This window comes from Staphylococcus sp. HMSC62D11 (assembly GCF_001839145.1).
Lineage (GTDB): Bacteria > Bacillota > Bacilli > Staphylococcales > Staphylococcaceae > Staphylococcus > Staphylococcus lugdunensis.
Map to the genome: position 1 here is coordinate 31,094 of NZ_KV840174.1, position 25,884 is coordinate 56,977.

Genomic DNA, 25,884 nt, shown 5'->3' on the forward strand with positions numbered 1-25,884 from the left:
AAAGTGAAAATGACAGGTAATTATAGAATTATTACATTTACCAAAAATACATATCCATAATATTCTGTAATGTCATACTTATATTTTATAGCGAGCCAACAATACGAAGTCTTGTAAATAAAGAAGAGAGCGGTACTACGAATTTATAATGAATTCTGTCCCGCTCCTTATCCTAGGAATTCTGTCCTAGACTATATATTTTGAGATGTATGTCTTATTTTGGTGTTTATTGTTATCTATTGAATAACTTACATTATTTTCCACTAATATAACTTAATTGATCCGCTGTATTAGCATCGAGTGTGCGATATGAAATGATACCTAAACCTTTGACATTAGATTCAGAAATGACGATAGAACCATCATCATTGACGCGTTCTACAAAGGCCACGTGTCCGTAATAACTACTTGCACCTGCTTGACCAGCTTCAAAGACCACTGCACTATGAGTTTTAGGTGTGGTATCAACATGATAACCTTCAGATTGTGCACGATTATTCCAATTATGTGCGTCACCTAAATCTCCACCAATAGCTAAGTCAAATTGTTGCATACGTTTATAAACATACCAAGTACATTGACCTTGTGGATATGGGCTTGTTGAATTGGTGTCAATAAATGGTTTAAAGTCATTACCTGTGTTATCCATGCTTGGATTGCTAGAATTGTAATGTGTTAAATCTGGTAGTTTTTTGTGATCAAAATCTGTTAAATGATAATGTTTGATGAGTTGATTTAACTTTGTTGCATAGTTTGGGTCTGTTGCATATGTTCTAGCTAAATGCGCTGTGGCGTCACGATAGCTAGATGTTTCACTTTTCCATGTTGGTTGATAAATCGTTGCATTACCATCAATGCCCTCTTTAATCAGTTGAACATAATCTTCTAATGAAGCTTTTTTATTCGGATATTTACGGAAAGCAGCTTGGATACTATATAATTGATTATTTGCCGTAGCCTCTAGTGTATTAAATTCACTAGATTCTCCTTTATATGCGCCTTTAATACCGAACAAATTAAAGTTTGGTGCTTTGGCAAGCGTACTCTGACCGGAATCAGATTCTAAAATTGCTTGTGCAATCATGACAGAGGCATAGATATCATTTTCTTGTCCTAATTGATGGGCATCAGTACCAATTGCCTTAATAAATGTGCGTGTTTGTTGACTGTCAACCACACTTAAGTCATCAGTAGAACTTGTATTGTCTGAAGCTTGGGGTATTGTTGCAAATAGACTTGTTGCACGTGTATTGGCTTGTTTTGTAGCTTCTTCAAATGATTGAGCTGGGACAGTAGCATGGGACACGCTATCTTTTGATGGTAATTGTGGGTTGTCAATTTGATGACGTGTTTCACGATCTTTCTTGACATCGATATGCGCGTATTTTTGGTGTGTTGTCGTTGTTGCGTTACTTTGTTTATGTTTATCTGATGTTTTATCTTGTGTATAGTCTTGCTGTGTTTTCTTTGCATTATCACTGTATTCATCCAAAATTGAATCTATAACGGCATCTGAAGCTGAATCGGTTGCCTCTTTGTTTGAATCATTCTGTTTATCTTGCGCGGTATCATGTGATGGCGCTTCTTGGTGTGGTTTTTCCTCAGATGACGTCTCTTTGTCATCATCCTTTGATGCTTCACTATCATGTCGACGCTGTGTATCTTGAGCGTGATTAGAAGCATCATCTAAGTTATCTAATTCATCTAACGCATCGCTGACTTTATTATCATCTGTTGTCGCGTCTTTAGCTGATTGGTCATTTTGTTCTGATGTCGTTGTTGAATGCTGTTCTGTTGAGTCTGTTGTAGATGCTTTGTCTTGTTGCTCAGCTGCAGGTTCCATATCATCAGACGTATCTTGAGCGGTACGCTCGGTTGTTTCAGAATCAGATGAAAAAATTGCTGTCAATAGCTCTGACAATGAATCCTGTTGACCACGTGGATTTAAATAATTTGAAGATAAAGTATCGTCGGAAAAGAGCTTATTAAATATAGATAAGTCATCTTCATCATGGGAAGCTTTTTTTGCTCGAGTATATTGTTTGAACTTAGTAGTTTTAGCAGATTTCTCTTGTTTCTTTGTTGTTTGTTCATCATTAGTGTCAGAAGTATCATCGTTATCTGATTTATCTACAGACGCATGGTTACTTTCATTATGGCTTTGGTTTGTCAATTCAGTCGCATGTGCGATATCGGATGTAAATGTAGGTACGATAAGTGTTGTTGATAATAAGTAAATGAATATTTTTTGCTTTGACATCTTTAGAAGAACTCCTTGGAAATTAATTTCTGTAATACGGTAAAATGATCATGTGACTGACATTAGATTTACTTTGTCACACTGGCATGTATTTGATATAATTTAGTTTAGATTTGTTTTTGTTGATATCTATCAACCAATGATTAAACCTTGTAATAAAAATTATTATACTAGTATTGGTTAGAAAAAAACAGTCCAAGGACTAGATAAATAACAATATATTTATACTATCAGTTTAAAATAATCTAATGTAACATAAATGAGTAGCTTATGTGCGTAGGACAGTATTTTTTATAGGGAGTGTGACAATGAAAAACGCACTGAAATTATTTCGATTTGATTTAAAACGAATTGCGAAAACGCCAGCAGTTTGGATTATCATAGCAGGTTTAGCAATTTTGCCGTCTTTTTATGCCTGGTTCAATTTATGGGCCATGTGGGATCCATATAGTAAGACGGATCATATTAAAGTAGCCGTTGTGAATGAAGATCAGGGAGACAAAGTTCGAAATAAAGAAATCAATGTAGGTAATTCAATTGTTAACAAGCTTAAGAAAAATGGAAAGTTTGATTGGCAATTTGTTAGCAGAGCGAAAGCAGACCATGAAATCAAAATGGGGAAATACACTGCAGGCATATACATACCTAAAGAATTTTCACATGAAATAACGGGAACATTACGCAAACAACCACAAAAGGCTAATGTTGAATATAAAGTAAACCAAAAAAACAATGCTGTTGCACCTAAAATGACAGATACAGGATCGACAGTAATTGTTGATGAAGCAAATAAAGCCTTTGATGAAACCGTCTCTAAAGCATTGTTGACAGAAGCAAATAAAGTAGGACTAAAAATCGAAGATGAAGTACCTACGATAAACAAAATAAAAAATGCTGTTTATGCAGCGAAACAATCATTGCCAAAAATTAATGCAATTGGTGATAAAATACTCTATTTAAACGATCATCAAGATCAATTAGATCAGTATGCAGATAAGTTTCGAGGACTTGGTCGTTACAAAGGTGATATTGTATCGGCACAAGATAAGTTAAATGCAGTCAATGCATCCATACCTGCTTTAAATGAAAAGGCAAAACTCGTATTAGCTTTGAACGCCTATATGCCTAACATTGAACGTGTGTTAAATGTTGCTTCTAATGACGTGCCACAACAATTTCCTAAAATTAACCGCGGTGTCTCACTCGTCAATCAAGGTATGAACACTGCACAAAGTGGGTTAAATGATGCCGACCGTTATTTAACCATAGCAAAACAGCGTGTGGGAGATTACCAAGAAGCAGCTGGACGTGCGCAAGATGCGAATAACAACATTAACTCACGTTTACAACAAGGCAGTGTAAGTCAGCAAAGCACTCAGACATCCAGCCATGGTGTGCCTTATAAAGTTGAGCAAGTTAGCACGAGCAGCTATGATGTACCGCAAGCTGGACAAATTGTTTCAAACAATGATGTTAAGTCCATGAATAGCGCTTTAGCAGAAGCACTATTATCACTATCTAAACAAGCAGATACGCAAGTTGAAGGAAACCAATCCGATTTAGCAGCATTAAAAAATATAGCTTATGGTGTGATTGCATCGGATAAACCAGATGAATTTAAAGAAAGTTTAAATCATGTGTCATCTCGTATTGAAGCTACAACACAATATAATCGTCAATTTATCGATACGTTAAAAGAACTTGAAAAAAGTGAACATGTCGATTTAAGCTCACAAATCAACAAGATTAATAACACAAATAAGCAACTGAATGATTTAATGCGTTCAGTAAATCAATTATCTGATGCCTTATCTAATGGTAGTACGGGTCAAGCTCAAGCCGTAGATATATTACGTCAATTACCAAATGTCAATGAGCAACTTAAGCAGTTTCGTTCATTTATCAAGCAAGATCTTAATCAACGCTTACTCGACATATCTAATGACATTACAGATGTGTTAAATAAGGGGCAACAAACCTTATCTACTGTGCAGTCTAAGCTCACAAGCATTGAGAACGTGATTGAAGCAGGGCATCATATTCTTAATAACGGACAACAAACGGTAAGTCGTATTCAAAGTGAATTACCTGCTATCGAGCAAGCTTATATTAATGCGATGCAAACGGCACAAGCTTATTTCCCAACGATCAAACAGAATGTAGCTAAAGCTGCTAACTTTGTAAGAAATGATTTACCACAGTTAGAACAACGGCTTGCTAACGCTACAGCGACGGTAAATGATAATATTCCAGCATTATTTTCTAGATATGATCAACTTGTTGGATTGTTAGATAAGAACCAGCCACAAGCGAAGCAAGCATTAGGAAATATGGCTCAATTTATTGAGCATAAATTGCCTGGCATTGAGAAAGATTTAACTAAAGCGGATAAGATTTTCAGGCAGCTAGATAAAGATGATGCCGTTGATAAAGTGATCGATACATTGAAGAATGACTTGAAGAAACAAGCTGACGTCATTGCACATCCAATCTCTAAAAAGCAAATTGATATTTTCCCAGTTAAAAATTATGGTTCAGGTATGACACCATTCTATACGGCATTATCAATTTGGGTAGGCGCACTATTGATGGTAAGTTTATTGTCTGTAGACAACAAACATCAAGTTCTAAAAGGTCGATTGACAACACGACAAATCTATTTAGGAAAAGCCGGACTGTTCTTATTATTAGGTGTGGTACAGGCACTAATTGTGACATTAGGAGACTTGCTTATTTTAAAAGCAAGTGTAGAATCACCTATACTATTTGTATTAATAGCACTTTTTGCTTCATTAGTCTTTAATACCATTGTTTATACATGCGTCTCATTACTTGGTAATCCAGGTAAAGCCATTGCCATTATTTTGTTAGTATTACAAATCGCTGGTGGTGGAGGAACCTTCCCTGTAGTGACTGCACCGGGATTCTTCCAAACGATTTCGCCTTATTTACCATTTACGTATGCGATTGATTCATTACGTGAAACTGTTGGAGGTATAGTACCAGCTATTTTAATTCCAAAATTGATTATTTTAGGATTGTTTGGTCTCGGCTTCTTAACGATTGGTTTATGTTTAAAACCAATTCTTGATCCGATGATGCGCAAAGTCACTAAAAAAGTTAATAAAAGTAATGTTACAGAATAGCTATAAGAAAAGCGCATGCCTCGTGATGATATGATGTCGACACGAGGCATGCGCTTTATTTGTTAATGGTTCGTTTTAGATTGTGTAGTAGATGCAGCGGAAGAATGGGAAGCAGAACGGTTAGTATTACTATCACTATCATTACCGCCACCACCTTGGCCACTGTGCTGTTGTGACTTAGCGTTGTTGCCGTGGTTTGAATTCGCATTGTTATTTGTCTTAGGTGTTTCATTTGATTTTTGTTGCTCAGCAGACTGTTGAGATTTTACAGGTTGCTGTTGTTGATAATGATATTGGGGTGCCTGTTGCTGAACATTTTGTCCATTGTTGGAAGGTGCTGTAGTAGCATTGTTTGCCGACTGCGGTGTGTCTAATTGTGCATCGTCTTCAGGGCTGTTGTCTTTGTGTGTATCATTCTTTTTCTTAGTAGATTCAACCTTGTCTTTCTGGTCGGAAGTTGAATGATGCGTTGTCGTAGCTGCAAAAAACACAGAAAAGCCTAAAGCAACAACGAGTAATAAAATAGTTATAGCTGCTAATACTTTTTTCAAAAATAATGCCTCCATCGTCTAAATGATTATGTATTAAACTTCACCTTATATCTATGTATTGAGTTTTATGATGCAAATAATGTATGCTTTATCATTTTACACTATTAAAAAAATGATTTCGACTTAATTTTCATATAAGGCTAAAGTCTAATATGTAGGAGACATACTAAGATTAGCTATGAACTCTGTCCTGCTCCCAACTCACAGTAAGAAAGTAGTAGAAAAGTATAATCAAAAGTTCACTGGTGTTACAGCGAATGGTCGTAAAGCGAGTAAAGTTCAATTTGTCGTTAAAGGTAACTTAACATATGACAAGTTAGTTAAAGCTTATGGTAACAACTTGAAAAAAGTTAAAGATGATACAAATAGAAAAGATATAAGCCTGTTCGTCTATAAATCAACAAAAAAGGGTTTAGGAGTTACATGCTTTGTTAAACATGGCAAAGTAGTTGAAGTAGATATGAGCGATGCGAGATTTACAACAAGTAAATAATATAAGTAGTCTATGAAGACAGTGATAAAAGACGTCTTCATAGCTATTTTTTCGTCTAGACATTTGAGGTTATTCCACATTACATAAGACATTAAAATCCAAGTTCATTGTTTCATTGCCACGCTCATTACTTATAACAATATATTGCTGTTGCGTGTCAAGATGTTTAATATAGCCAGAGATTGAATGGATATAACCACTGCGCCAATAACTAATAATAGCGAGTTGCTGGTGGACGAATTTCGTTGTTAAATTGCGATTGATGAGTGTTAATTGGTCTTCAGATAAGCTGGGCATGTCAATTTTATTTTGTTCTTCGATATAGTCACGCAGCTGTTGATATTGCTCTGGCATTGTCGCAAACGGTGCCCATTTGACGATACCACGACCTTGTGGAATATTACTGTCTAAGTATTCTCTTGGTATTTTTCGATAATCGGTTTCATGTCGATATTGTTTAGGAATCATAGTTATCACCTCGAACTCATTATAGAACATATGTTCGTAAATTTAAATAGAAAACTACAATTTTCAAAAATATAAATAATCGCAGGACATAGAAGTGGATTAATAGGGTATAGGTAATTCGTAGAAAGACTTTATGCATATCATGATTGATTGAACAAAGGGGAAATGAATTTATGTCACATGGTCCTATTCAAGTGAATAGTGAAATTGGAACATTAAAAACTGTATTGCTAAAACGACCGGGGAAAGAATTAGAAAATTTAATACCGGATCATTTAAGTGGTCTATTGTTTGATGATATTCCATATTTAAAAGTGGCTCAAGAAGAGCATGATCATTTTGCACAAACATTGCGGGATGAAGGTGTAGAAGTACTATATTTGGAGCAATTAGCAGCCGAAGCAATTGTAGAGCCGAACGTACGTGCACAATTTATTGAAGAGGTGTTGACAGAATGTCCAGAAACGATTCTCGGACATGAACAAGAAATTAAAGCCTACTTTGCTACATTGACTAATGAGGAATTGATTGAAAAAATCATGTCTGGTGTTCGCAAAGAAGAAATTAAATTAAAATCAATTCATTTAGTGGAATATATTGATGATTTATACCCATTTTATTTAGACCCAATGCCAAATTTATACTTTACACGTGATCCACAAGCTTCTATTGGACATGGGATGACAGTAAACCGCATGTATTTTGGTGCACGCCGTCGAGAGTCTATTTTTATGTCATATATATTAAAGTATCATCCTCGTTTTAAAGATGAAGATATTCCAGTATGGTTGGATCGACAGACACCATTTAATATTGAAGGTGGGGATGAACTCGTATTATCTAAAGAAGTATTAGCTATTGGAATTTCCGAACGCACGTCTGCCCAAGCGATTGAACGTTTAGCACGGCAAGTCTTATTTAATGCAGATGCAACATTCACAAAAGTATTAGCGATAGAAATTCCTAATAGTCGTACCTTTATGCACTTGGATACTGTCTTTACGATGATTGATTATGATAAATTTACGATGCATGCAGCTATTTTCAAGAAAGAACAAAATATGAATATCTTTACTATTGAGCAAAATACACAAGGTGATGATATTCAAATTACACGGTCAAGCGATTTAAAAGCGACATTAGAGCAGGCACTTGGTATCGAAGAAATTGAATTTATTCCTACAGGTAATGGAGATATTATCGATGGTGCTCGAGAGCAATGGAATGATGGTTCTAACACATTATGCATTCGTCCAGGAGTGGTTATTACATATAATCGCAATTATGTATCTAACCAATTATTACGTGAAAAAGGGATTAAAGTGATTGAAATTAGAGGTAGTGAACTCGTGCGTGGTCGCGGAGGTCCAAGATGTATGAGTCAGCCTTTATATAGAGAAGAGATAGATTAGCAAAGTGGTTCTTTCTGATATGATTATAATGCTATAACACGGAAAATTATTGGAAAATCATGTATAGCAATATGAGCAAGATTATGATTGTAATATATAAGGCCCCTCATTATTTTGGTTTAATAAAGTTTATTAGACTATACGATAGGGCCTTATTTTTTGAGCTGTATACAGATTTTAATTGATATGAATGTCTGAGCATTGTTTGATTTTAAAAGAGACCAAATAGCGTGCTAAAGTGTAAAATGATATGATTAGAATAATCTATTGATAATGAGAGGAATGAACATCAAGATGGCTTATATTACATTAAATTATCAATCGCCAACGATTGGCATGAATCAAAATTTAACAGTTATTCTACCAGAAGATACGAGTTTTTTTAAAAGTGATGGAATTGCTAAACCACTTAAAACGGTTATGCTGCTACATGGATTATCAAGTGATGCCACATCATATATGAGATTTACAAGCATTGAACGCTATGCAGAATCACATCAATTGGCCATTATTATGCCTAATGCTGATCATAGTGCTTATGCCAATATGGCGTATGGCCATCGTTATTATGACTATATTTTAGAAGTGTATCATTATGTGCATCAAATTTTTCCTCTATCAACGCGTCGTGAGGATAACTTTATTGCTGGTCATTCTATGGGTGGTTATGGAACGATGAAATTTGCACTGACACAAAGTCATTTATTTTCCAAAGCAGCACCAATGTCTGCCGTCTTTCAAGCACAAACCTTGATTGATTTAGAATGGACAGACTATCATCCGCAAGCAATTACAGGCGAACATACTAATGTTAAAGGCACAAATTTAGATACATATCATTTGGTTGATGCAGCAGTGGCACGAGAAGAAACACTTCCAGAATTATTTATTCAGTGCGGAACCGAAGATTTTCTGTACCAAGATAACTTAACATTTATTGACTATCTAGCAGATAAACAGATTCCTTATCGTTTTGAACCTAGTCCAGGCGCCCATGATTACACTTATTGGGATAAAAGTATTGCGCGTGCCTTAGCATGGTTTGTTAATGATTAATCCATTAAAATACCTTCCATAGTAAAATAGGAGGGTATTTTTTTATATTTCGCTTATATTGCATTGGTCATATATATAGTTTTAAGTTTATTGTCATCATGATGCAAAGATGTCATGCTACGAAAACCTACTAAGGCATTACATTCCTTAGCGCGTGCTACTGAAATATACGACTAAATTAATTCATCAAAATTAAAAATAGTAATCATATCATAAACATAACTTTGCAATTTATCATTATTTGTATTATATAATAGTGGTGTTTTATTACCATTATTAAAATTGAATGTAATTAGAATATATTATAGAATTAAAAAGTAGATAAATTGGATTTTGGGCCGCTAAAAATGCATGTTAGGAGGTATGTGTATGCAGAAGTATCGTATTGTATGTGTGATTGCCTTAGTTTTAATGTTGATAATGAGTTATTTAACTTTAACCACAAAGGTTAATGCCTCAGCATCTGTCGTAGCTGTTGGTGATAATTTAATACATCCAGTTGTTTATAACGATGCTAAAGTAGGTTCGAATAAATATGATTTTAAACCTATGTACAAGCATGTGAAATCAAATATTCAACAAGCAGACTTCGCGTATGTGAATCAAGAATCACCGATTGGTGGAGATGATAAGCCGTACTCAGGATTTAAACAATTTAATACACCGAGTGATGTAACTAAAGCCATTGTAGATAGTGGGTTTAACATCATAAATGGTGCAAACAACCATTCACTGGATCAAGGTGATTCAGGAGTAACCAATCATATAAATGCTTGGAAACCCTATCGCCATGACGTGTTGTTTTCTGGTGTTTTCAAGTCTCAAAAAGAAAGCGAAGCGGTACATACAATTACGAGAAATGGTATTACTGTAAGCTTACTTTGCTATACATATGGTACAAATGGCCAAATATCTCAATATCCTTATACAGTAAAAACCTTTGATGAAGCAACGATCAAAAAAGATGTGCGCAAAGCAAAGGAACATAGTGATGCGGTTATTGTTTCAGCACATTGGGGCAATGAGAATCATACAATGCCGAATGAGAAGCAACAAAAGTATGCGCAGTTGTTTGCAGATGAAGGTGTTGACGTTGTTTTAGGAATGCATCCACATGTCATTCAACCGGTTAAATGGGTAAAAGGAAAAAATCAGCATCGAACGTTAGTGGCATATTCACTTGGTAATTTCTTAAACGGGCAATATACTTCAACGGAATGGAACCAATTATTAGGACGGTTGAATTTTAATTTAGAAAAAACTTCTAAAGGTGTTACCGTGAACAACGTAAAATGGCGCAGCATGGTTAACCATTATGAACAAAGCAAACCTATGGATAAACGTACGCGCAAACATTTTGTATTATATAATTTACACGATTATACACCGGCGTTGGCTGAGAAACATGCCTTACGCCAAAATATACAAAGTCAATGGGACATCCCACACTTACAGCAAATGACTAAAAGCATTATTGATGATGAATTTTTAGACGCACAAAGTATTTAGTGCGTCACGTTTCACGAGAAACATCGCTTGTCATCCAACCATTGAGCTAACGTAAAATCATGTTAAAGTATATGTGAAAAGGTCTAACGTTTTCATTAAATATAACAGGAAAGATTTGTTTTTTCTTGTGAATAAGCTAATATAAAAGCTATAAATTGATATTGGAGATAAAATATGTCACCACAAAAAGCCAAACAACGCACAAATAATAAAAAAATATTTCTGTTTGTTATGATACTCATTACCATTATATGCGTAAGTTTAGCAATTTTTTATCATAGGACAACGACAGAGTTACATCACGGAGTATTTAATCGTGGTGAACTAGCACAATTAGCACCAGATAAAGTTCCTGTCCCAGATGTGAGACGTCCAGATTACTTTAAATCAATGACTCAATTATTTGCTCATACTAAAGAAGGGCGAGATTGGAAGAAAGAAGTCATACATACAAAGAGCGATGCAATCATTATTGCACCGCACGGGGGTAATATTGAAAAAGGAACAACGGAATTATCGCGACTTGTTGCACGAAAGAACCATTATAATTTCTATTCATTTATAGCTTTGCGTCATCATGCAGAACGTTTACATGTAACGTCGGCGCATTATAATGATCCTCAACTATTAAAGATGCTTCAAAAGCAAGAATATGCCGTTGCGATACATGGCGCAAAAGGGAATCACCCGATTGTCTATATTGGGGGATTGGACACACCTTTAAAATTAGCCATTCAAAAGCAATTGATTAAGTCACATTTTGTTGTTAAACCTGCGCCAACATATCTTGGTGGCGAACTGACAGGTAACTTTGTCAACAAGGATTTAAAGCATGCAGGAGTACAATTGGAGCTCACCACTGCATTGCGCAAATCTTTTTTCGTCAATGATAATTTTAATCATATCGCTAAGGATAAGCATCAAGATTTTACAAAGCGTATGTATGTTTTTGCAGACGCTATTGATCGCGCAATAGATGAAATAGAACATAAGAAAAGCACGTCTGACTCAGATTAAATGGTCGGACGTGCTTTTTAAATAAAATTTATTAGAAGTTTTTAGCAACTTCTGCAGCTTTTGCTAGACTAGCTGCTTTGATTTCTTCTGTTTTTTCTGGTTCTGCATTGTGACCTTCAATAATGACATTCTCATATGATGGCACTCCTAAGAAAGTCATAATTGTTTTCAAGTAACGGTCACCAGATTCCATTTCAGCTGCGGGGCCTTCACTATAATATCCACCACGAGATTGGATATGTAGTACTTTTTTATCTGTTAATAAACCTTGTGGGCCTTCTGCTGTGTATTTGAATGTTTTACCGGCAACAGTAATAGCGTCAATATAAGCTTTTAATACAGGAGGGAATGATAAATTCCACATTGGTGACACGAATACATATTTATCAGCGCTTAAAAATTCATCAAGAATTTCAGCTAAACGTTCAATTTTTTCTTTTTCATCACCGTTGAGTGTTTCACCGTTTGCTGCTTTACCCCATCCTGTTAAGACATCTTTGTCAATGAGTGGAATGTAAGTATTGAATAAATCGATATGCACGATGTCATCTTGAGCATGTTGTTCTTTATAAGCGTTTAAAAAGGCTTTACCAGCTGCCATAGAGTTAGATGCCAGTTCATCTAATGGATGTGCAGTAATATAGAGTAATTTAGACATGAGTTGAGCTCCTTTAAATTGTGATTTAGATATAATTATTATACTTCTAATTGCATATAGCGCAAGCACTTTGTTTTAAAATCATACTAATGGCGTATGTATGATTGATATTATTGATAAGTGATGCATAAAATAGAATTCTTATTTTTAAAAATAGAAGATAAATGTGTATAATAGGTATATGAAGCTTTCACACGACACGTGAAGAGTTTGAATTTTGATTTACCAAAAGGAGTGACAAGAATGAAAGGTCTATTCATTACAATTATATTAGGTGCAGTTGGTTTTGTAGCTTTCAAAAAATATCAAGAGAAAGTAAATAAAATGCCAAATATTGAATATTAAAAACAACAAGCCAGGATATTTTCACATCTAGAAAATATCCTGGCTTTTGTTTTATAGGATGGGCAGTGTAAATCGCAACTTTATAGTGAAAATTTACATGATGTTTACAAAAAATTAAATTTAATTTATAAAAGTTATTGTAGGATTAAATGTAATTGTATATTTCTTAAAAAAGTTTATAATACTTAGATATAAAGAGTAATTCTAAACATACTAGATAATTTCACAAATAAATACAAAAATTCAAATTACTTCTGGAGGTCAAAATGGAAAAAACGCTTGATTTATCGATGTTTATAACTGCACTAAAAAAGAATTGGAAGTTATTTATTTTAATACCTGTGGTTTTTGTAGTTATAAGCTTATTAATAACTATATTTTTAATGAAGCCTAAATATGAGGCAAATACACAAGTGTTAGTAAACCAAAAAGAAAGCAATGAACAATACAGGGCTCAAGAAGTTCAAAGTAATATTCAACTTGTTAATACGTATTCTGAAATTCTTAAGAGTCCACGTATATTAGAAGACGTAGCGAAAAAAGATAAAAATCTCTCTGCAAGTGAAATTGGCAACATGCTTACAGTCACAAAACAAGCTGACTCACAAATTTTAAATGTAAGTGTTGAAAATCATAGCAAGGCAGACGCAGAACGCATAGCAAATGAAATTGTAAGTGTATTTAGTAAAGATATGCCGAAAATCATGGATATAGATAACGTTTCGATATTATCGAAAGCAGATGGAACTGCATCCAAAGTTTCACCTAATTTGTCGCAAAACTTAGCAATAGGACTTGTATTAGGCTTAGTACTCACTATTGTAATTATCATTTTTAAAGAATTATTTGATAGAAGAATTAAAACAGAAGAAGATGTTATTAGAGAGTTGGACATTCCAGTTCTAGGTTCAATCCATAAATTGAAATAGGAGACGAAAGTATGACTAAAAAGAATGAGAAACGAAAAAATTTAAGTACGCCATTGTTTACTGAAGATAATTCTAAATCAATCGTGAGTGAAAAAGTTAGAGGTATACGCTCTAATATCATGTTTTCAGGTGTAGAAGAAGTTCAAAGTATCATTGTTACTTCTGAAAAGCCAGCTGCAGGTAAAAGTATTATTTCAGCGAATATCGCAATCACATATGCACAAGCAGGATATAAAACATTAATCATAGATGGAGATATGAGAAAGCCCACGCAACATTATCATTTTGAAACGACGAATTATGATGGATTATCAAATTTAATTATAGGAAAGTCTAACTTTGATAAATCGATTATCAAGACGAGAGTAAAGAATCTTGATTTAATGACAGCAGGTCCCACACCACCTAATCCATCTGAATTAATTGGTTCTGGGGCATTTGAGAACATATTACGTGATTTAAATGAAATATATGACTTCATTTTAATTGACACACCGCCAATCATTTCAGTTACAGATGCACAGGTATACTTAAGATTCGTACCTAATTGTGTCATGGTCATTGATGTACAGAATAATAATAAAAATGAAGTGAAGAAAGCAAAAGAATTAATTGAAAAAGTAGGAGGACGTGTACTAGGAGCAGTGTTAAATAAAACACCTAAAGAAAAATCATCTAGTTATTATTATTACGGAGATGATGAATAAATGATTGATATACATAATCATATTTTGATTAATGTGGACGATGGTCCTAAAACTAAAGAAGATGCCATTACTTTATTAACTCAAGCGAAGAATGAAGGGGTTACAGAGATTGTTGCGACACCACATCACTTAAGTCCCCAATATGATAACAGTTATAGTCAGGTTAAAGAAAGTTTAGAACAACTCTTAGATATGGATGAAGTCAAAGATTTAGGTATCAAGCTTTATCCAGGACAAGAAATAAGAATAACAGATCAAATACTGTCCTTATTACAAAAAGGAGATGCCATTGGATTAAATAACTCTAACTATTTATTAATAGAGTTGCCGTCAAATAGTGTTCCACACTATACAAAACGTCTTTTCTTTGATTTACAGTCGAATGGTTATATCCCCATCATTGCCCATCCAGAGAGGAATAAGGTCATCACCCAAGACTTAGATGTTTTATATGAACTTATAAATTCGGGTGCGTTCAGCCAGCTTACTTCAGCCTCGTTAATGGGAAAACTTGGAAAAAAAGTGCAAAAATTGTCCATTCAAATGATTGAAAATAATTTATCCCATTTCATAGCTTCAGATGCACACCATGTCACCCAAAGACCTTTTATCATGAATAGTTTGTTTAGCAATAAAAATTTACAAAAATATGAAGAAAACATAAAAAATTTTATGAATAATGCAAAATCTGTCATCAAAAATGAAAATATAGTAAAAAAACAACCACTTCAAGAATATAAGCATAAAAAATTGTTTGGTTTATTTTAATTTATACGCATGATGGATGAGGAGATGAAAACATGTGAACAAATTAAATGCTCGAGTAAGGCTTTTTGCTTTAATTATAATAGACTCGTTGATTGTAGCATTTTCAGTTTTTATTTGTTATAACATTTTGGAGCCTTTTTTCAAAGGATACGCCAATAAAATTCTAATTTTGACTTCAATATTGCTATTAATCGCGCATCATGTATTTGCTTATATTTTTAACTTATACCATCGTGCATGGGAGTATGCCAGTGTAAATGAATTATTAATCATAGTAGAGTCAGTGACTTGTTCTATTTTAGCTACAGTCATATTAGTTCCAGTATTTACGGGGCACCCACCGTTCTTTAGATTATATCTTATTACATGGATGATGGTGTTAATATTAATCGGAGGTTCCCGTATTTCATGGAGAGTGACACGAAAATTTGTCGTTGGCAAACATCAAAAGAAAAAACCAACCCTTATTGTCGGGGCTGGACGAGGTGGTTCTTTACTTATTCGCCAAATGTTAAGAAGTCCTGAAATGGGGCTAGAACCGGTATTGGCAGTGGATGATGATCCTCAAAAAAGAAAACTCACCATAGCAGACGGTGTAAAAGTACAAGGGACAATTGATGATATCCCTAATTTAGTAAATAAATTCCGCATTAAGCGTATTATTATTGCTATTCCAACACTCAAGCCTAATCGCCTAAAAGAAATTAACGATATTTGTAATAGCACTGGCATAGAATTGTTTAAAATGCCTAGCATTGAACAAGTATTAGTTGGTGAACTAGAAGTTAATCAATTAAAACGTGTAGAGGTAGAAGATTTACTTGGGCGTGAACCAGTTGAATTGGATATGGCTATGATTTCAAAAGAACTAACGCATAAAACGATAATGGTTACCGGTGCTGGTGGTTCGATTGGCTCTGAGATATGTAGACAAGTTTGTAAGTTTGAACCTGATTGTATTCTGTTATTAGGGCACGGCGAAAATAGTATTTATCTTATTCATCAAGAATTAAATGCAATTTACAAAGATAAAATTAGAATTATTCCAATTATAGCCGATGTACAAAATCCAGAACGCATTCAAGATGTGATGAATCGGTATAAGCCATATGCCGTATATCACGCTGCTGCGCATAAACACGTACCTTTAATGGAATACAATCCAATTGAAGCATTTAGAAATAACGTTTTAGGTACACGAAATGTCGCGATAGCTGCTAAAACTGCAGGGGTCAGAAAATTCGTCATGATTTCTACAGATAAAGCTGTAAATCCACCAAATGTGATGGGCGCGTCAAAACGTTTAGCTGAAATGGTTGTTCAAAGTTTAAATGAAGAAAATAGTAAAACCGATTTCGTAGCTGTTCGTTTTGGTAATGTATTAGGTTCACGTGGTTCAGTAATCCCATTATTTAAAAAACAAATTGAAGCTGGTGGTCCAGTTACAGTAACACATCCTGATATGACGAGATATTTCATGACGATTCCAGAGGCCTCAAGACTTGTGTTACAAGCTGGTGCCTTAGCACAAGGTGGAGAAATATTTGTTTTAGATATGGGCGAACCTGTTAAGATTGTTGATTTAGCAAAAAATTTAATTAGATTAAGTGGAAAATCCGAAGATGATATTCAAATTAAATTTACTGGTATTCGTCCAGGTGAAAAGATGTACGAAGAATTACTGAATGAAAATGAAATACATCCTGAGCAAGTTTATGAAAAGATTTATAGAGGCAAAGTAAGAAACTTTTCTAAAGACGAAGTAGAAGCAATCATCAATGATTTAGTGAAAGATTTTAAGAAAGAAAAAATAATCAAAATTGCTAATGATTAGGAGACTTAATATGTTTAAAGATAAAGTGCTACTAATAACTGGAGGAACAGGGTCATTTGGAAATGCAGTTATGGAAAGATTTCTTGATACTGATATTAAAGAAATAAGAGTTTTCTCCAGAGATGAGAAAAAGCAAGATGACATGAGAAAAAAATACAACAATGCCAAATTAAAGTTCTATATTGGAGACGTAAGAGATTCGCATAGTGTTGAAACTGCAATGAGAGATGTTGATTATGTGTTTCATGCCGCTGCATTGAAACAAGTTCCATCTTGTGAGTTTTTCCCTATGGAAGCTGTAAAAACGAATATTATTGGAACAGAAAATGTACTTCAAAATGCAATTCGTAATAAAGTGAAAAAAGTCATTTGTTTATCAACAGATAAAGCTGCTTATCCGATTAATGCGATGGGTATTTCAAAAGCAATGATGGAAAAAGTCTTTGTTTCCAAATCTAGAAATGTTGATGGTGAGCAATCATTAATTTGTGGTACGAGATACGGTAATGTTATGGCATCAAGAGGGTCAGTTATTCCATTATTTATTGAAAAAATAAAAGCTGGTGAGCCTTTAACAATAACAGATCCTAACATGACACGATTTTTAATGAGTTTAGAAGAGGCAGTTGAACTCGTAGTACATGCATTTAAATATGCCAAAACGGGTGACATTATGGTTCAAAAAGCACCAAGCTCAACAGTCGGCGACTTAGCTGAAGCGCTATTACAATTGTTTGAAGCGGATAATGAAATAAAAATTATTGGCACAAGACATGGTGAAAAGAAAGCTGAGACACTTTTAACTAGAGAAGAATATGCACAATGTGAAGATATGGGAGATTACTTCCGTATCCCAGCAGATTCTAGGGACTTAAATTATAGTAACTATTATGAAGATGGTAATAAAGAGATTACAGAGGCATACGAGTATAATTCTGATAATACGAATATATTAACAGTAGAAGAAATTAAGGAAAAATTATTATCTTTAGAATATGTAAGAACTGAATTAAGTAACTATAAACAAGGTTAGGTGGGTTTACATTGAAAATCGTTATAACTGGCTCGAATGGTTTTGTAGGAAAGAACTTAAAAGCAGATTTGAAAGCAACTACAGATAATGACATTCTTGAAATTAATAGACAGACTGACGCAGAAGATGTAAAAAAATATTTGTTAGAAGCTGATTCAGTTGTTCATTTAGCAGGTATCAACAGACCACAAAATGAAGTTGAATTTAAAGAAGGCAATGTTGATTTTCTGAAAGAAGTATTAGACATCTTAAAAGATAATCCGAAGAAGCCAGATATTATTTTATCTTCATCTGTTCAAGCAGAAAATGATAATCCATATGGAAACAGTAAACGCCAAGGTGAAGCAGTACTTGAACAATTTTCCAAAGATAATGGTAATAATGTGTTAATTTATCGTTTGCCTAACTTATTTGGTAAGTGGTGTAAGCCAAACTACAATTCTGTTATTGCAACATTTTGTTACAAAATCGCTAGAGATGAAGAGATTCAAGTGAATGATAAAAATGTAATACTTAAGCTTAACTACATTGATGATGTTGTCAAAGAATTTGAAAACGCGATTAATGGTAAGCCAAATATAGAAAATGGCGAGCCTAAAGTTGCCAATGTCTATGAGGTTAAATTAGGTAAGATTGCTGAACTTTTATTTCAGTATAAAGAAATTCCAAACGATAAAGCACTTCCTAATACCGAAGATCCCTTTGAAAGAGCATTGTATAGCACATTTTTAAGTTATTTACCTAAAGAAGACTTTAGTTATCCTTTGAAAATGAATGTAGACCAAAGAGGCTCTTTTACAGAAATTTTTAAAACAAAAGATAGAGGCCAAGTTTCAGTTAACATTTCTAAACCTGGAATAGTAAAAGGCAATCATTGGCACCATACTAAAAATGAAAAATTTTTAGTAGTTTCGGGACAAGGAGTGATTCGTTTTAGAAAAGTTGACGACGATGATGTTATTGAATATTACGTTTCAGGAGATAAGTTGGAAGTGGTTGATATTCCAGTTGGTTACACACATAATATCGAGAACTTAGGCGATACAGATATGGTGACTATCATGTGGGTAAACGAAATTTTTGATCCAAATAATCCAGACACATACTTTTTGGAGGTCTAGTTGAATGAAAAAATTAAAATTAATGACAATTGTTGGTACAAGACCAGAAATTATTCGATTATCTGCAACAATTAAAGCATGTGATAAGTACTTTAACCAAGTATTAGTCCATACAGGGCAAAATTATGATTACACACTAAATCAAGTATTCTTTGAAGATTTAGAGTTAAGAGAGCCAGACTATTATCTTGAAGCGGTAGGTAATCATTTAGGTGAAACGATGGGAAACATTTTAGCTAAATCATATGAAGTGTTAGCAAAAGAACGCCCAGATGCATTACTTATTTTAGGCGATACAAACAGCTGTTTAGCAGCGGTATCAGCCAAAAGATTAAAAATTCCAGTATTCCATATGGAAGCGGGGAATAGATGTTTCGATCAAAATGTACCTGAAGAAATTAACCGTAAAATTGTCGATCATGTCAGTGATGTTAATTTACCTTATACAGAACATAGCCGACGCTACTTATTAGATGAAGGTTTTCCAAAGCAAAACATTTTTGTTACAGGATCTCCAATGAAAGAAGTATTAGAAGAATACTTATATAAAATTGAGGAAAGTGATATTTTAACAAAATTAGAATTAGAACCTCAAAATTATATATTAGTATCTGCACATCGAGAAGAAAATATTGATAATGAAGCAAACTTTTTATCACTTATGAATGCGATTAATGATATTGCAGAAAATTACCAAATACCAGTTATTTATTCAACACATCCAAGAAGCTGGAAAAAGATAGAAGAAAGAGAATTTAAATTTCATCCATTAGTAAGACAACTTAAGCCATTTGGATTTTTTGATTACAATGCACTACAAAAAAATGCTTTTGTCGTACTATCTGATAGTGGCACACTATCTGAAGAATCATCAATTTTAAAATTCCCAGGTGTGCTTATTCGAACATCAACAGAGAGACCAGAAGTTTTAGACAAAGGTACCGTGATAGTTGGAGGCATTGCATTTAATAACTTAGTACAATCCGTAGAGCTTGCAAAAGCAATGGAAGAAAACAACGAACCTATGATTGATGCGATTGATTACAAAGATACAAACGTGTCAACAAAAGTCGTTAAAATTATACAAAGTTACAAAGATATCATTAACCGTAATACTTGGAGGAAGTTATGATAAATAAATTAATGGGTTTATTAAAGTCATCTTCGTCAAAAGAAAAAAATGTAAAAATTAACAGATTAGCATATGTTACTAATTCTACTTTTAAAGGTAATAACTATGTAGACAGATTTTGTAAAATCAGAAATTCAACAATTGGAAAATATAGTTACATTGGTTTTGGAAGTGATTTTAATCATGTTGAGATAGGAAACTATTGCTCAATTTCATCAGATGTAAAAATGGGTTTAGGAAAGCATCCATTAGAATTTTTTAGTAGTTCACCTATCTTTTATTCTAATAATAATCCTTTTGGTATTAAAGAGGCCTATTTTAAATTTGATGACAGCCCCAACAAGACAATTGTTGGACATGATGTTTGGATAGGTGCTAATGTCATTGTTCTTGATGGTATACAAATAGGGAACGGAGCCGTGATAGCAGCTGGTGCAATTGTTACTAGAAATGTTGAACCATATGAAATCGTAGGTGGTGTGCCTGCTAAAACGATCAAAAAAAGGTTTGACGATGAGACAATTAATAAATTGCTTGAAAGCAAATGGTGGTTAATGAGTCCTAATGAACTTAAATCAAAAAACTTTTCACTAACTAACTTAAAAGTTTCAAGAGAATAGGAAGAGATAAATGAAAATTTTAAATATAGTGTCTAGCAATATTGTTCAAGATCCTAGAATTTTGAAGCAAATGGAGACGATTAAAGGTATAACTAATACGCATTTAATGATTGGCATGAATAATAAAAATGTAACAAAAGAGCGGCTTGATAAACTAGATTTTCAATATAAGTTATTTGGAGAAAAAAGTGAAACCACTTCAATCTTTAGTAAACTCTTGAAGCGAATTAATTTTACTAAGAATGTAATAAAACAAATTAAAAAATATCAACCTGATGTTATACATGCCAATGATTTTGATGTTCTTCTAATGGTTTATTTAAGCGGGTATAAAAATGCCAATATTATTTTTGATGCTCATGAAATATATGCTAAAAATGCTTTTATAAATAAATATGCGATGATTTCTAAAATTGTAGAAATCATTGAAAAACATATTGTAGCTAAAAGAGTTGATGCTTTTGTTACAGTGAGTCATGCAGCAAAATCATATTATTTGAAAAAAGGCTATAAAAAGACACCTCACGTTATTACAAATGCTCCTATTTTAGATGAAACGATAAAATCAGGTGATAATAATAATGATATTAAAGAAGTTATTTATCAAGGGCAAATTGTTTCTAATCGTGGATATGAAGAATTTGTGAAAGCTGCTGCAATTCAGGATAATACGAAAGTTAATTATGTGATTAGAGGATTTGGACCACAAGAAGATGAAATTAAGAAACTCATTAATTCAGAAGCAGCCAATGTAAGACTAGATAAGCCAGTAGAAATGAAAGACTTGGTTAAAAAGTTAACTGAAAGTGACATCGGTGTCGTATTGACTAAGCCAGTATCTATAAACTATGAATATACAGTTTCTAACAAAATATTTGAATGCATTCATGCAGGATTGCCGGTTATTTTGTCACCAGTTAAAGAGCATTACTATCTTAATGATAAATATAATTTTGGAATTGTTATTGATGATGTGACACCTGAAAAAATAGCCGAAGCTGTTAATAAATTAGCCACTGATGACAAACTATATCATGAATTACGACAAAATGCGATTAAAGCTTCTAAGATACTAAGCTGGCAAAATGAAAGTGAAAAATTGAAAGAATTATATTTAAATATATAAAAGTTCTGGTGAAGTTATGAATAAATCAAAAGATTTTATATTCAGTATTTTGTCCAATGTAATACTTATGATTCTATTACAGCTTGTCCTTTTGCCTATTTACGCAAAAATACATACACCACAAGAATTTGGAGCATTTATTTTACTATTAACATTGGTAAATATTATATCGCCTATCTTAGGGAATACACTTAATAATATAAGACTAATAAACAAAACCAATTTTAACTTAATTGAATCAGAGTATTTATGTTTGGTAATAATAGGGTCATTCATTGTAATGATAATTACGATGATCTATTCATTTGTTAACGTATTTTCTTTGATGGATACTATTTTTTCTGGTTTATGGGCAGCATTTCTATTAATAAGAAGCTACTTATTTGTCTATTATCGATTAGATTTTCGATTTAAGTCGCTACTATATATAAGTATAGCTGTAAGTTTTGTTATGCTCATAGGCGGTGTGAGCATGTATTTTATGCATGTTTCCATATTTATCGTACTTTTTGCAAGTGAATTCATTATGACTATATTAATGATTATTGATTATAGAAGAAAGTTTGAAAATTTTAGACTTAAATTCTTAAATAATGAAGATTTTAAAAATTATATAGAACTTATAGGTGCTAATTCAGTATTAAATTTAATAAATTATTCTGATAGAATATTGCTGAATTTATTCTTAGGGACTATATATGTTCCTTTATTCTTTGTTGCAACTACTATAGGAAAAATATCTAATTTATTGATTAATCCTATTGTCACAGTGTTATTAAGCTATGAGGTTGATAGTAAAGGACAAGATACAATAGAGAATGTGAAAAAGGTATTTAAAATCATTATGGTTGTTTCAATTATGATGTCAATTGTCATTTCTATCGTTTCATGGGTTTTCATTTATGTATTTTACAATGAATATATAAGTAAAGTTCAAGCCTTAATCTTCTTAGCTAATTTAGGGGTGATATTGATGTCCAGTACTGCAGTATTACAAATTAAATTAGTAGCTAACAGTCAATTTAGGAATAACTTAATGATCAACGTAATGACTTTAATCATCATTGTTTTATTTAGTGCAATTTTAGTGCAATTTTTCAACGTATATGGGTATGCGATTGCTTTAATCATTTCTGCAATGTATAAGCATTTCGCCATTTACCATAAAGTTATGAAGATAATTCCAAATAAAGGGTGACTTGTGTGACTATTTTTTTATTTGTAATCATATCCGCTGTTTATGCAGTATTTCTATTAAGGTCGAATTTTAGATTTATAAGTTTGCTCTTTTTAGCTGTTTTTAGTATTAGTTTCTTACTTCCTGTCATAGTTGATAAGCCTTTTAATTATCAGGTTTATTTAGATGCAGGGGGTTATAGCTATACCAATAAACTATATTTACTAGCTTTAATTGTGTTTGTAATTAGTAATATTATTGTTCATTTCATGAATATTAAATTTAAAGTTAGAAATGTTTTAATAATGAAAAAAGAAAACATTAATAATATCTATCCTATTTATATCGTGGCGACAATAATAGTGATAATGTTAACAGGGCTAAATATAATTACAAGTGGTTCCACATCAACACTTGAAAGTAGTTCTATTGTAAAAATGTTACAAGGATCAGTATTGATGGGATATTTATATTTATCCTATTTATATCTCTTTAATTCTAAGAATATGAACGATAGAATAAAGAGTTTGATATTGGTACTTATTAGTGTCGCTTTAGTAGCAATATTTATTTTTGGTCGACGCATTCTAATTTATCCAACTATCGCGATTGTCGTTCTTTACATATACAAAAGAGGTAAAACGCCTAGTCTAGTTAAATTATCAACGATTGCGTTAGGAATCATTTTAATCATATTACCGTTAATGATGAGTATAAGAACGTTAGGTATTAAAAAAGGATTTGTGAATTTTAAAGATATTTTATTTGGTGATTATAATAAATATTTAGACTATTTAGCGTTAGGTACAGATGTAACTTATTCATATTCCTTAGCTTCAATATTAACGAATTATCATGTTCATATTAGTATATTAACGTTGTTCAAACCTTTATTTATTTTTATACCAAGAAGTATTTGGCCTAACAAACCAGGTGCCCTTTCAGAAGAAATAGTAAAGCAATTGAATTTACCCTTTGATAAAGGAATGTCAATTCCGCCTGGCTTTGTAGGAGAATCTTATTTATACTTAGGCGTTTTCGGTATTATTTTAGCAAGTGTAATCTTTGGAGTATTTTGTGGTTTAGCAGATCAATATAGTTTGAGTTTGAGAGCTACTAAAGATGGATGTCATAGTATAAATTTAATTTTAATAACTATTATATCTATTCAATTAATTATGGGGTCAGTTAGAGGCGATACTGCAACAAATATTCAAGAAGCATTTTATTTATTTATCCCAATGTCATTAATGTTTTGGTTATCTAAATTTAAGATAAAATATAAATAAATATTAAAATTTCAGGTGATTAAATGAAAAAGAAAAAATTATTAATATTATGTCAGTATTTTTATCCTGAATACGTTTCTTCTGCTACTTTACCAACGCAAATGGCTGAGGATTTAGTAAAAAAAGGTATGTATGTAGATGTTATGTGTGGATGGCCGTATGAATATAGCAATGAGAAGCAAGTTGAAAAGAATGAGAATTACAAAGGCATTAATATAAAAAGATTAAGATACTCAAAATTTAATAATAAGTCCAAATTTGGACGAATATGTAATTTCTTTTCACTATTTCTAATGTTTATTTTTAAAATGCCCAAGATGTTGAAATATAATCATATATTAGTGTATTCCAATCCTCCAATATTACCGTTAATCCCGGATATTTTGCATCGCGTATTTAAAAAGCAGTATTCATTTGTAGTGTATGATATTGCACCTGATAATGCTTTGAAAACCGGAACTACTAGACCGGGTAGTTTAATTGATAGATTAATGAAATATATCAATAAACATGTGTATAGCAATGCGAAAAACGTTATTGTTTTAGGAACTGAAATGAAAAATTATTTATTACAAAATAAGATTTCAAGTAAGCCTGATCGGATACATGTCATTCCTAATTGGTATACAGAATCAGAAGACGATAAAGTTCATAATATAGAATTCCGTGATTTAAGAAATCAATATGACAAAATTTTGCTTTACAGTGGAAATATGGGACAACTTCAAGATATGGATACTATTATTGATTTTCTTAAATTAAATAAGGAAGATAATAAAACACTAACAATTTTATGTGGTCATGGTAAGAAATATCAAAAAGTTAAAAATTCAATTGAATTCAATCATATCTCAAATGTCAAAATTTATAAATTTTTAACTGGCACTGATTATACAGATGTATTAAAAATTGCCGATGCGTGCTTTGCTTCATTAGTTAAAGAAGGTGTTGGCTTAGGTGTGCCAAGTAAAAACTATGGATACTTGGCAAATAAGAAGCCTTTAATTTTAATTATGGATAAACAATCAGACATTGTTAAGCAAGTTGAAGCTTACAATGCAGGTATTCAAATAGATAACGGAGCAGCACAAGATATATATAACTTTGTAACAAGGCATTCAAGAGAGGAATTAAAAGAATTAGGGGTCAACGCGTATCAATTGTTTAAAGATAAATATACAAGAGAACATAATACAACAAAATATTATAACTTATTGAATGGAGGAAATTAAT

General features: G+C 32.7%; 23 protein-coding genes. 19 read left to right on the top strand and 4 right to left on the bottom strand.

Going from position 1 to position 25,884, the window contains the following annotated elements:
• Nucleotides 1-253 precede the first annotated feature (253 nt).
• On the bottom strand, nt 254-2,260 hold the full coding sequence (locus HMPREF3267_RS00170; RefSeq protein WP_062078207.1) for an amidase domain-containing protein: 2,007 nt from the start codon (nt 2,258-2,260) through the stop codon (nt 254-256).
• A gap of 308 nt (nt 2,261-2,568) precedes the next feature.
• Between HMPREF3267_RS00170 and HMPREF3267_RS00175 the strand changes: the two genes are divergently transcribed.
• On the top strand, nt 2,569-5,406 hold the full coding sequence (locus HMPREF3267_RS00175; RefSeq protein ID WP_037544332.1) for a YhgE/Pip domain-containing protein: 2,838 nt from the start codon (nt 2,569-2,571) through the stop codon (nt 5,404-5,406).
• Nucleotides 5,407-5,468: 62 nt separating this feature from the next.
• Here HMPREF3267_RS00175 and HMPREF3267_RS00180 read toward each other — a convergent pair whose 3' ends face one another.
• Complete coding sequence (locus HMPREF3267_RS00180) at nt 5,469-5,957, bottom strand: hypothetical protein (RefSeq protein ID WP_062078206.1); 489 nt, start codon at nt 5,955-5,957, stop codon at nt 5,469-5,471.
• 178 nt (nt 5,958-6,135) lie between these two features.
• On the opposite strand from HMPREF3267_RS00180, the gene HMPREF3267_RS00185 reads away from it, so the two are divergent.
• A complete protein-coding gene (locus tag HMPREF3267_RS00185; RefSeq protein ID WP_062078204.1) occupies nt 6,136-6,450 on the top strand; it encodes a hypothetical protein in 315 nt (104 codons plus the stop codon).
• Between the two features lie 69 nt (nt 6,451-6,519).
• Here HMPREF3267_RS00185 and HMPREF3267_RS00190 read toward each other — a convergent pair whose 3' ends face one another.
• Nucleotides 6,520-6,918, bottom strand: a complete 399-nt coding sequence (locus HMPREF3267_RS00190; RefSeq protein WP_062078202.1) for a YolD-like family protein — start codon at nt 6,916-6,918, stop codon at nt 6,520-6,522.
• 173 nt (nt 6,919-7,091) lie between these two features.
• Between HMPREF3267_RS00190 and arcA the strand changes: the two genes are divergently transcribed.
• The 4 genes from arcA (at nt 7,092) to HMPREF3267_RS00210 (ending at nt 11,912) form a co-directional block, all read left to right on the top strand.
• Entirely contained in the window at nt 7,092-8,330 is a 1,239-nt protein-coding gene (arcA, locus tag HMPREF3267_RS00195) for an arginine deiminase (protein WP_002492452.1), read from the top strand.
• Nucleotides 8,331-8,624: 294 nt separating this feature from the next.
• A complete protein-coding gene (locus HMPREF3267_RS00200; RefSeq protein ID WP_002478494.1) occupies nt 8,625-9,386 on the top strand; it encodes an alpha/beta hydrolase in 762 nt (253 codons plus the stop codon).
• Nucleotides 9,387-9,755: 369 nt separating this feature from the next.
• Complete coding sequence (locus tag HMPREF3267_RS00205) at nt 9,756-10,895, top strand: CapA family protein (RefSeq protein ID WP_037545682.1); 1,140 nt, start codon at nt 9,756-9,758, stop codon at nt 10,893-10,895.
• 174 nt (nt 10,896-11,069) lie between these two features.
• Nucleotides 11,070-11,912: a poly-gamma-glutamate hydrolase family protein gene (locus tag HMPREF3267_RS00210; RefSeq protein ID WP_037545679.1), complete on the top strand. Its 843-nt coding sequence runs from the start codon at nt 11,070-11,072 to the stop codon at nt 11,910-11,912.
• Between the two features lie 31 nt (nt 11,913-11,943).
• Here the strand turns inward: HMPREF3267_RS00210 and HMPREF3267_RS00215 are convergent, their stop codons facing one another.
• Nucleotides 11,944-12,570, bottom strand: a complete 627-nt coding sequence (locus tag HMPREF3267_RS00215; RefSeq protein ID WP_037543342.1) for an FMN-dependent NADH-azoreductase — start codon at nt 12,568-12,570, stop codon at nt 11,944-11,946.
• A 243-nt stretch (nt 12,571-12,813) separates the two neighbouring features.
• On the opposite strand from HMPREF3267_RS00215, the gene HMPREF3267_RS12180 reads away from it, so the two are divergent.
• From HMPREF3267_RS12180 to HMPREF3267_RS00275, 13 genes are all read left to right on the top strand, one after another.
• Entirely contained in the window at nt 12,814-12,915 is a 102-nt protein-coding gene (locus tag HMPREF3267_RS12180; RefSeq protein WP_002478498.1) for an SE2200 family small protein, read from the top strand.
• A gap of 266 nt (nt 12,916-13,181) precedes the next feature.
• Nucleotides 13,182-13,844 (top strand): Wzz/FepE/Etk N-terminal domain-containing protein, encoded by a 663-nt coding sequence (locus HMPREF3267_RS00220; protein WP_002460638.1) that lies wholly within the window; start codon nt 13,182-13,184, stop codon nt 13,842-13,844.
• Between the two features lie 11 nt (nt 13,845-13,855).
• Nucleotides 13,856-14,551: a polysaccharide biosynthesis tyrosine autokinase gene (locus HMPREF3267_RS00225; protein ID WP_037540927.1), complete on the top strand. Its 696-nt coding sequence runs from the start codon at nt 13,856-13,858 to the stop codon at nt 14,549-14,551.
• Nucleotides 14,552-15,319: a tyrosine-protein phosphatase gene (locus tag HMPREF3267_RS00230; protein ID WP_002460634.1), complete on the top strand. Its 768-nt coding sequence runs from the start codon at nt 14,552-14,554 to the stop codon at nt 15,317-15,319. It abuts the gene before it with no gap.
• Nucleotides 15,320-15,353: 34 nt separating this feature from the next.
• Nucleotides 15,354-17,153, top strand: coding sequence for a polysaccharide biosynthesis protein (locus HMPREF3267_RS00235; protein ID WP_002478500.1), 1,800 nt, complete (start codon nt 15,354-15,356; stop codon nt 17,151-17,153).
• A 10-nt stretch (nt 17,154-17,163) separates the two neighbouring features.
• Nucleotides 17,164-18,186 (top strand): nucleoside-diphosphate sugar epimerase/dehydratase, encoded by a 1,023-nt coding sequence (locus HMPREF3267_RS00240; protein WP_002492483.1) that lies wholly within the window; start codon nt 17,164-17,166, stop codon nt 18,184-18,186.
• 11 nt (nt 18,187-18,197) lie between these two features.
• The gene (locus tag HMPREF3267_RS00245; RefSeq protein ID WP_062078200.1) at nt 18,198-19,307 is read left to right on the top strand and encodes a polysaccharide biosynthesis C-terminal domain-containing protein; all 1,110 of its coding nucleotides are present in this window, start codon (nt 18,198-18,200) and stop codon (nt 19,305-19,307) included.
• A gap of 4 nt (nt 19,308-19,311) precedes the next feature.
• Nucleotides 19,312-20,439: a non-hydrolyzing UDP-N-acetylglucosamine 2-epimerase gene (gene wecB, locus HMPREF3267_RS00250; protein ID WP_002460630.1), complete on the top strand. Its 1,128-nt coding sequence runs from the start codon at nt 19,312-19,314 to the stop codon at nt 20,437-20,439.
• Nucleotides 20,436-21,059, top strand: a complete 624-nt coding sequence (locus HMPREF3267_RS00255) for a CatB-related O-acetyltransferase (protein WP_002460628.1) — start codon at nt 20,436-20,438, stop codon at nt 21,057-21,059. Before wecB ends, HMPREF3267_RS00255 begins: the two co-directional genes overlap by 4 nt.
• 10 nt (nt 21,060-21,069) lie before the next feature.
• Nucleotides 21,070-22,185: a glycosyltransferase gene (locus HMPREF3267_RS00260; RefSeq protein WP_062078196.1), complete on the top strand. Its 1,116-nt coding sequence runs from the start codon at nt 21,070-21,072 to the stop codon at nt 22,183-22,185.
• Between the two features lie 16 nt (nt 22,186-22,201).
• A complete protein-coding gene (locus HMPREF3267_RS00265; protein WP_002478504.1) occupies nt 22,202-23,383 on the top strand; it encodes a lipopolysaccharide biosynthesis protein in 1,182 nt (393 codons plus the stop codon).
• A gap of 5 nt (nt 23,384-23,388) precedes the next feature.
• Nucleotides 23,389-24,651 carry an O-antigen polymerase gene (locus HMPREF3267_RS00270; RefSeq protein ID WP_002478505.1) on the top strand — a complete coding sequence of 421 codons (1,263 nt, stop codon included), beginning with the start codon at nt 23,389-23,391 and terminating at the stop codon, nt 24,649-24,651.
• 23 nt (nt 24,652-24,674) lie between these two features.
• Complete coding sequence (locus HMPREF3267_RS00275; protein ID WP_062078194.1) at nt 24,675-25,883, top strand: glycosyltransferase family 4 protein; 1,209 nt, start codon at nt 24,675-24,677, stop codon at nt 25,881-25,883.
• The last annotated feature ends 1 nt before the right edge of the window (nt 25,884 follow it).

What these genes read in the sequence shown, in the direction of transcription:
- HMPREF3267_RS00210 (WP_037545679.1), top strand. Translation starts at nt 11,070, where the DNA reads ATGTCACCACAAAAAGCCAAACAACGCACAAATAATAAAAAAATATTT.
- HMPREF3267_RS00265 (WP_002478504.1), top strand. Translation starts at nt 22,202, where the DNA reads ATGAATAAATCAAAAGATTTTATATTCAGTATTTTGTCCAATGTAATA.
- HMPREF3267_RS00230 (WP_002460634.1), top strand. Translation starts at nt 14,552, where the DNA reads ATGATTGATATACATAATCATATTTTGATTAATGTGGACGATGGTCCT.
- HMPREF3267_RS00175 (WP_037544332.1), top strand. Translation starts at nt 2,569, where the DNA reads ATGAAAAACGCACTGAAATTATTTCGATTTGATTTAAAACGAATTGCG.
- arcA (WP_002492452.1), top strand. Translation starts at nt 7,092, where the DNA reads ATGTCACATGGTCCTATTCAAGTGAATAGTGAAATTGGAACATTAAAA.
- HMPREF3267_RS00185 (WP_062078204.1), top strand. Translation starts at nt 6,136, where the DNA reads ATGAACTCTGTCCTGCTCCCAACTCACAGTAAGAAAGTAGTAGAAAAG.
- wecB (WP_002460630.1), top strand. Translation starts at nt 19,312, where the DNA reads ATGAAAAAATTAAAATTAATGACAATTGTTGGTACAAGACCAGAAATT.
- HMPREF3267_RS00170 (WP_062078207.1), bottom strand. Translation starts at nt 2,260, where the DNA reads ATGTCAAAGCAAAAAATATTCATTTACTTATTATCAACAACACTTATC.
- HMPREF3267_RS00260 (WP_062078196.1), top strand. Translation starts at nt 21,070, where the DNA reads ATGAAAATTTTAAATATAGTGTCTAGCAATATTGTTCAAGATCCTAGA.
- HMPREF3267_RS00215 (WP_037543342.1), bottom strand. Translation starts at nt 12,570, where the DNA reads ATGTCTAAATTACTCTATATTACTGCACATCCATTAGATGAACTGGCA.
- HMPREF3267_RS00200 (WP_002478494.1), top strand. Translation starts at nt 8,625, where the DNA reads ATGGCTTATATTACATTAAATTATCAATCGCCAACGATTGGCATGAAT.
- HMPREF3267_RS12180 (WP_002478498.1), top strand. Translation starts at nt 12,814, where the DNA reads ATGAAAGGTCTATTCATTACAATTATATTAGGTGCAGTTGGTTTTGTA.
- HMPREF3267_RS00220 (WP_002460638.1), top strand. Translation starts at nt 13,182, where the DNA reads ATGGAAAAAACGCTTGATTTATCGATGTTTATAACTGCACTAAAAAAG.
- HMPREF3267_RS00225 (WP_037540927.1), top strand. Translation starts at nt 13,856, where the DNA reads ATGACTAAAAAGAATGAGAAACGAAAAAATTTAAGTACGCCATTGTTT.
- HMPREF3267_RS00190 (WP_062078202.1), bottom strand. Translation starts at nt 6,918, where the DNA reads ATGATTCCTAAACAATATCGACATGAAACCGATTATCGAAAAATACCA.
- HMPREF3267_RS00275 (WP_062078194.1), top strand. Translation starts at nt 24,675, where the DNA reads ATGAAAAAGAAAAAATTATTAATATTATGTCAGTATTTTTATCCTGAA.
- HMPREF3267_RS00255 (WP_002460628.1), top strand. Translation starts at nt 20,436, where the DNA reads ATGATAAATAAATTAATGGGTTTATTAAAGTCATCTTCGTCAAAAGAA.
- HMPREF3267_RS00205 (WP_037545682.1), top strand. Translation starts at nt 9,756, where the DNA reads ATGCAGAAGTATCGTATTGTATGTGTGATTGCCTTAGTTTTAATGTTG.
- HMPREF3267_RS00240 (WP_002492483.1), top strand. Translation starts at nt 17,164, where the DNA reads ATGTTTAAAGATAAAGTGCTACTAATAACTGGAGGAACAGGGTCATTT.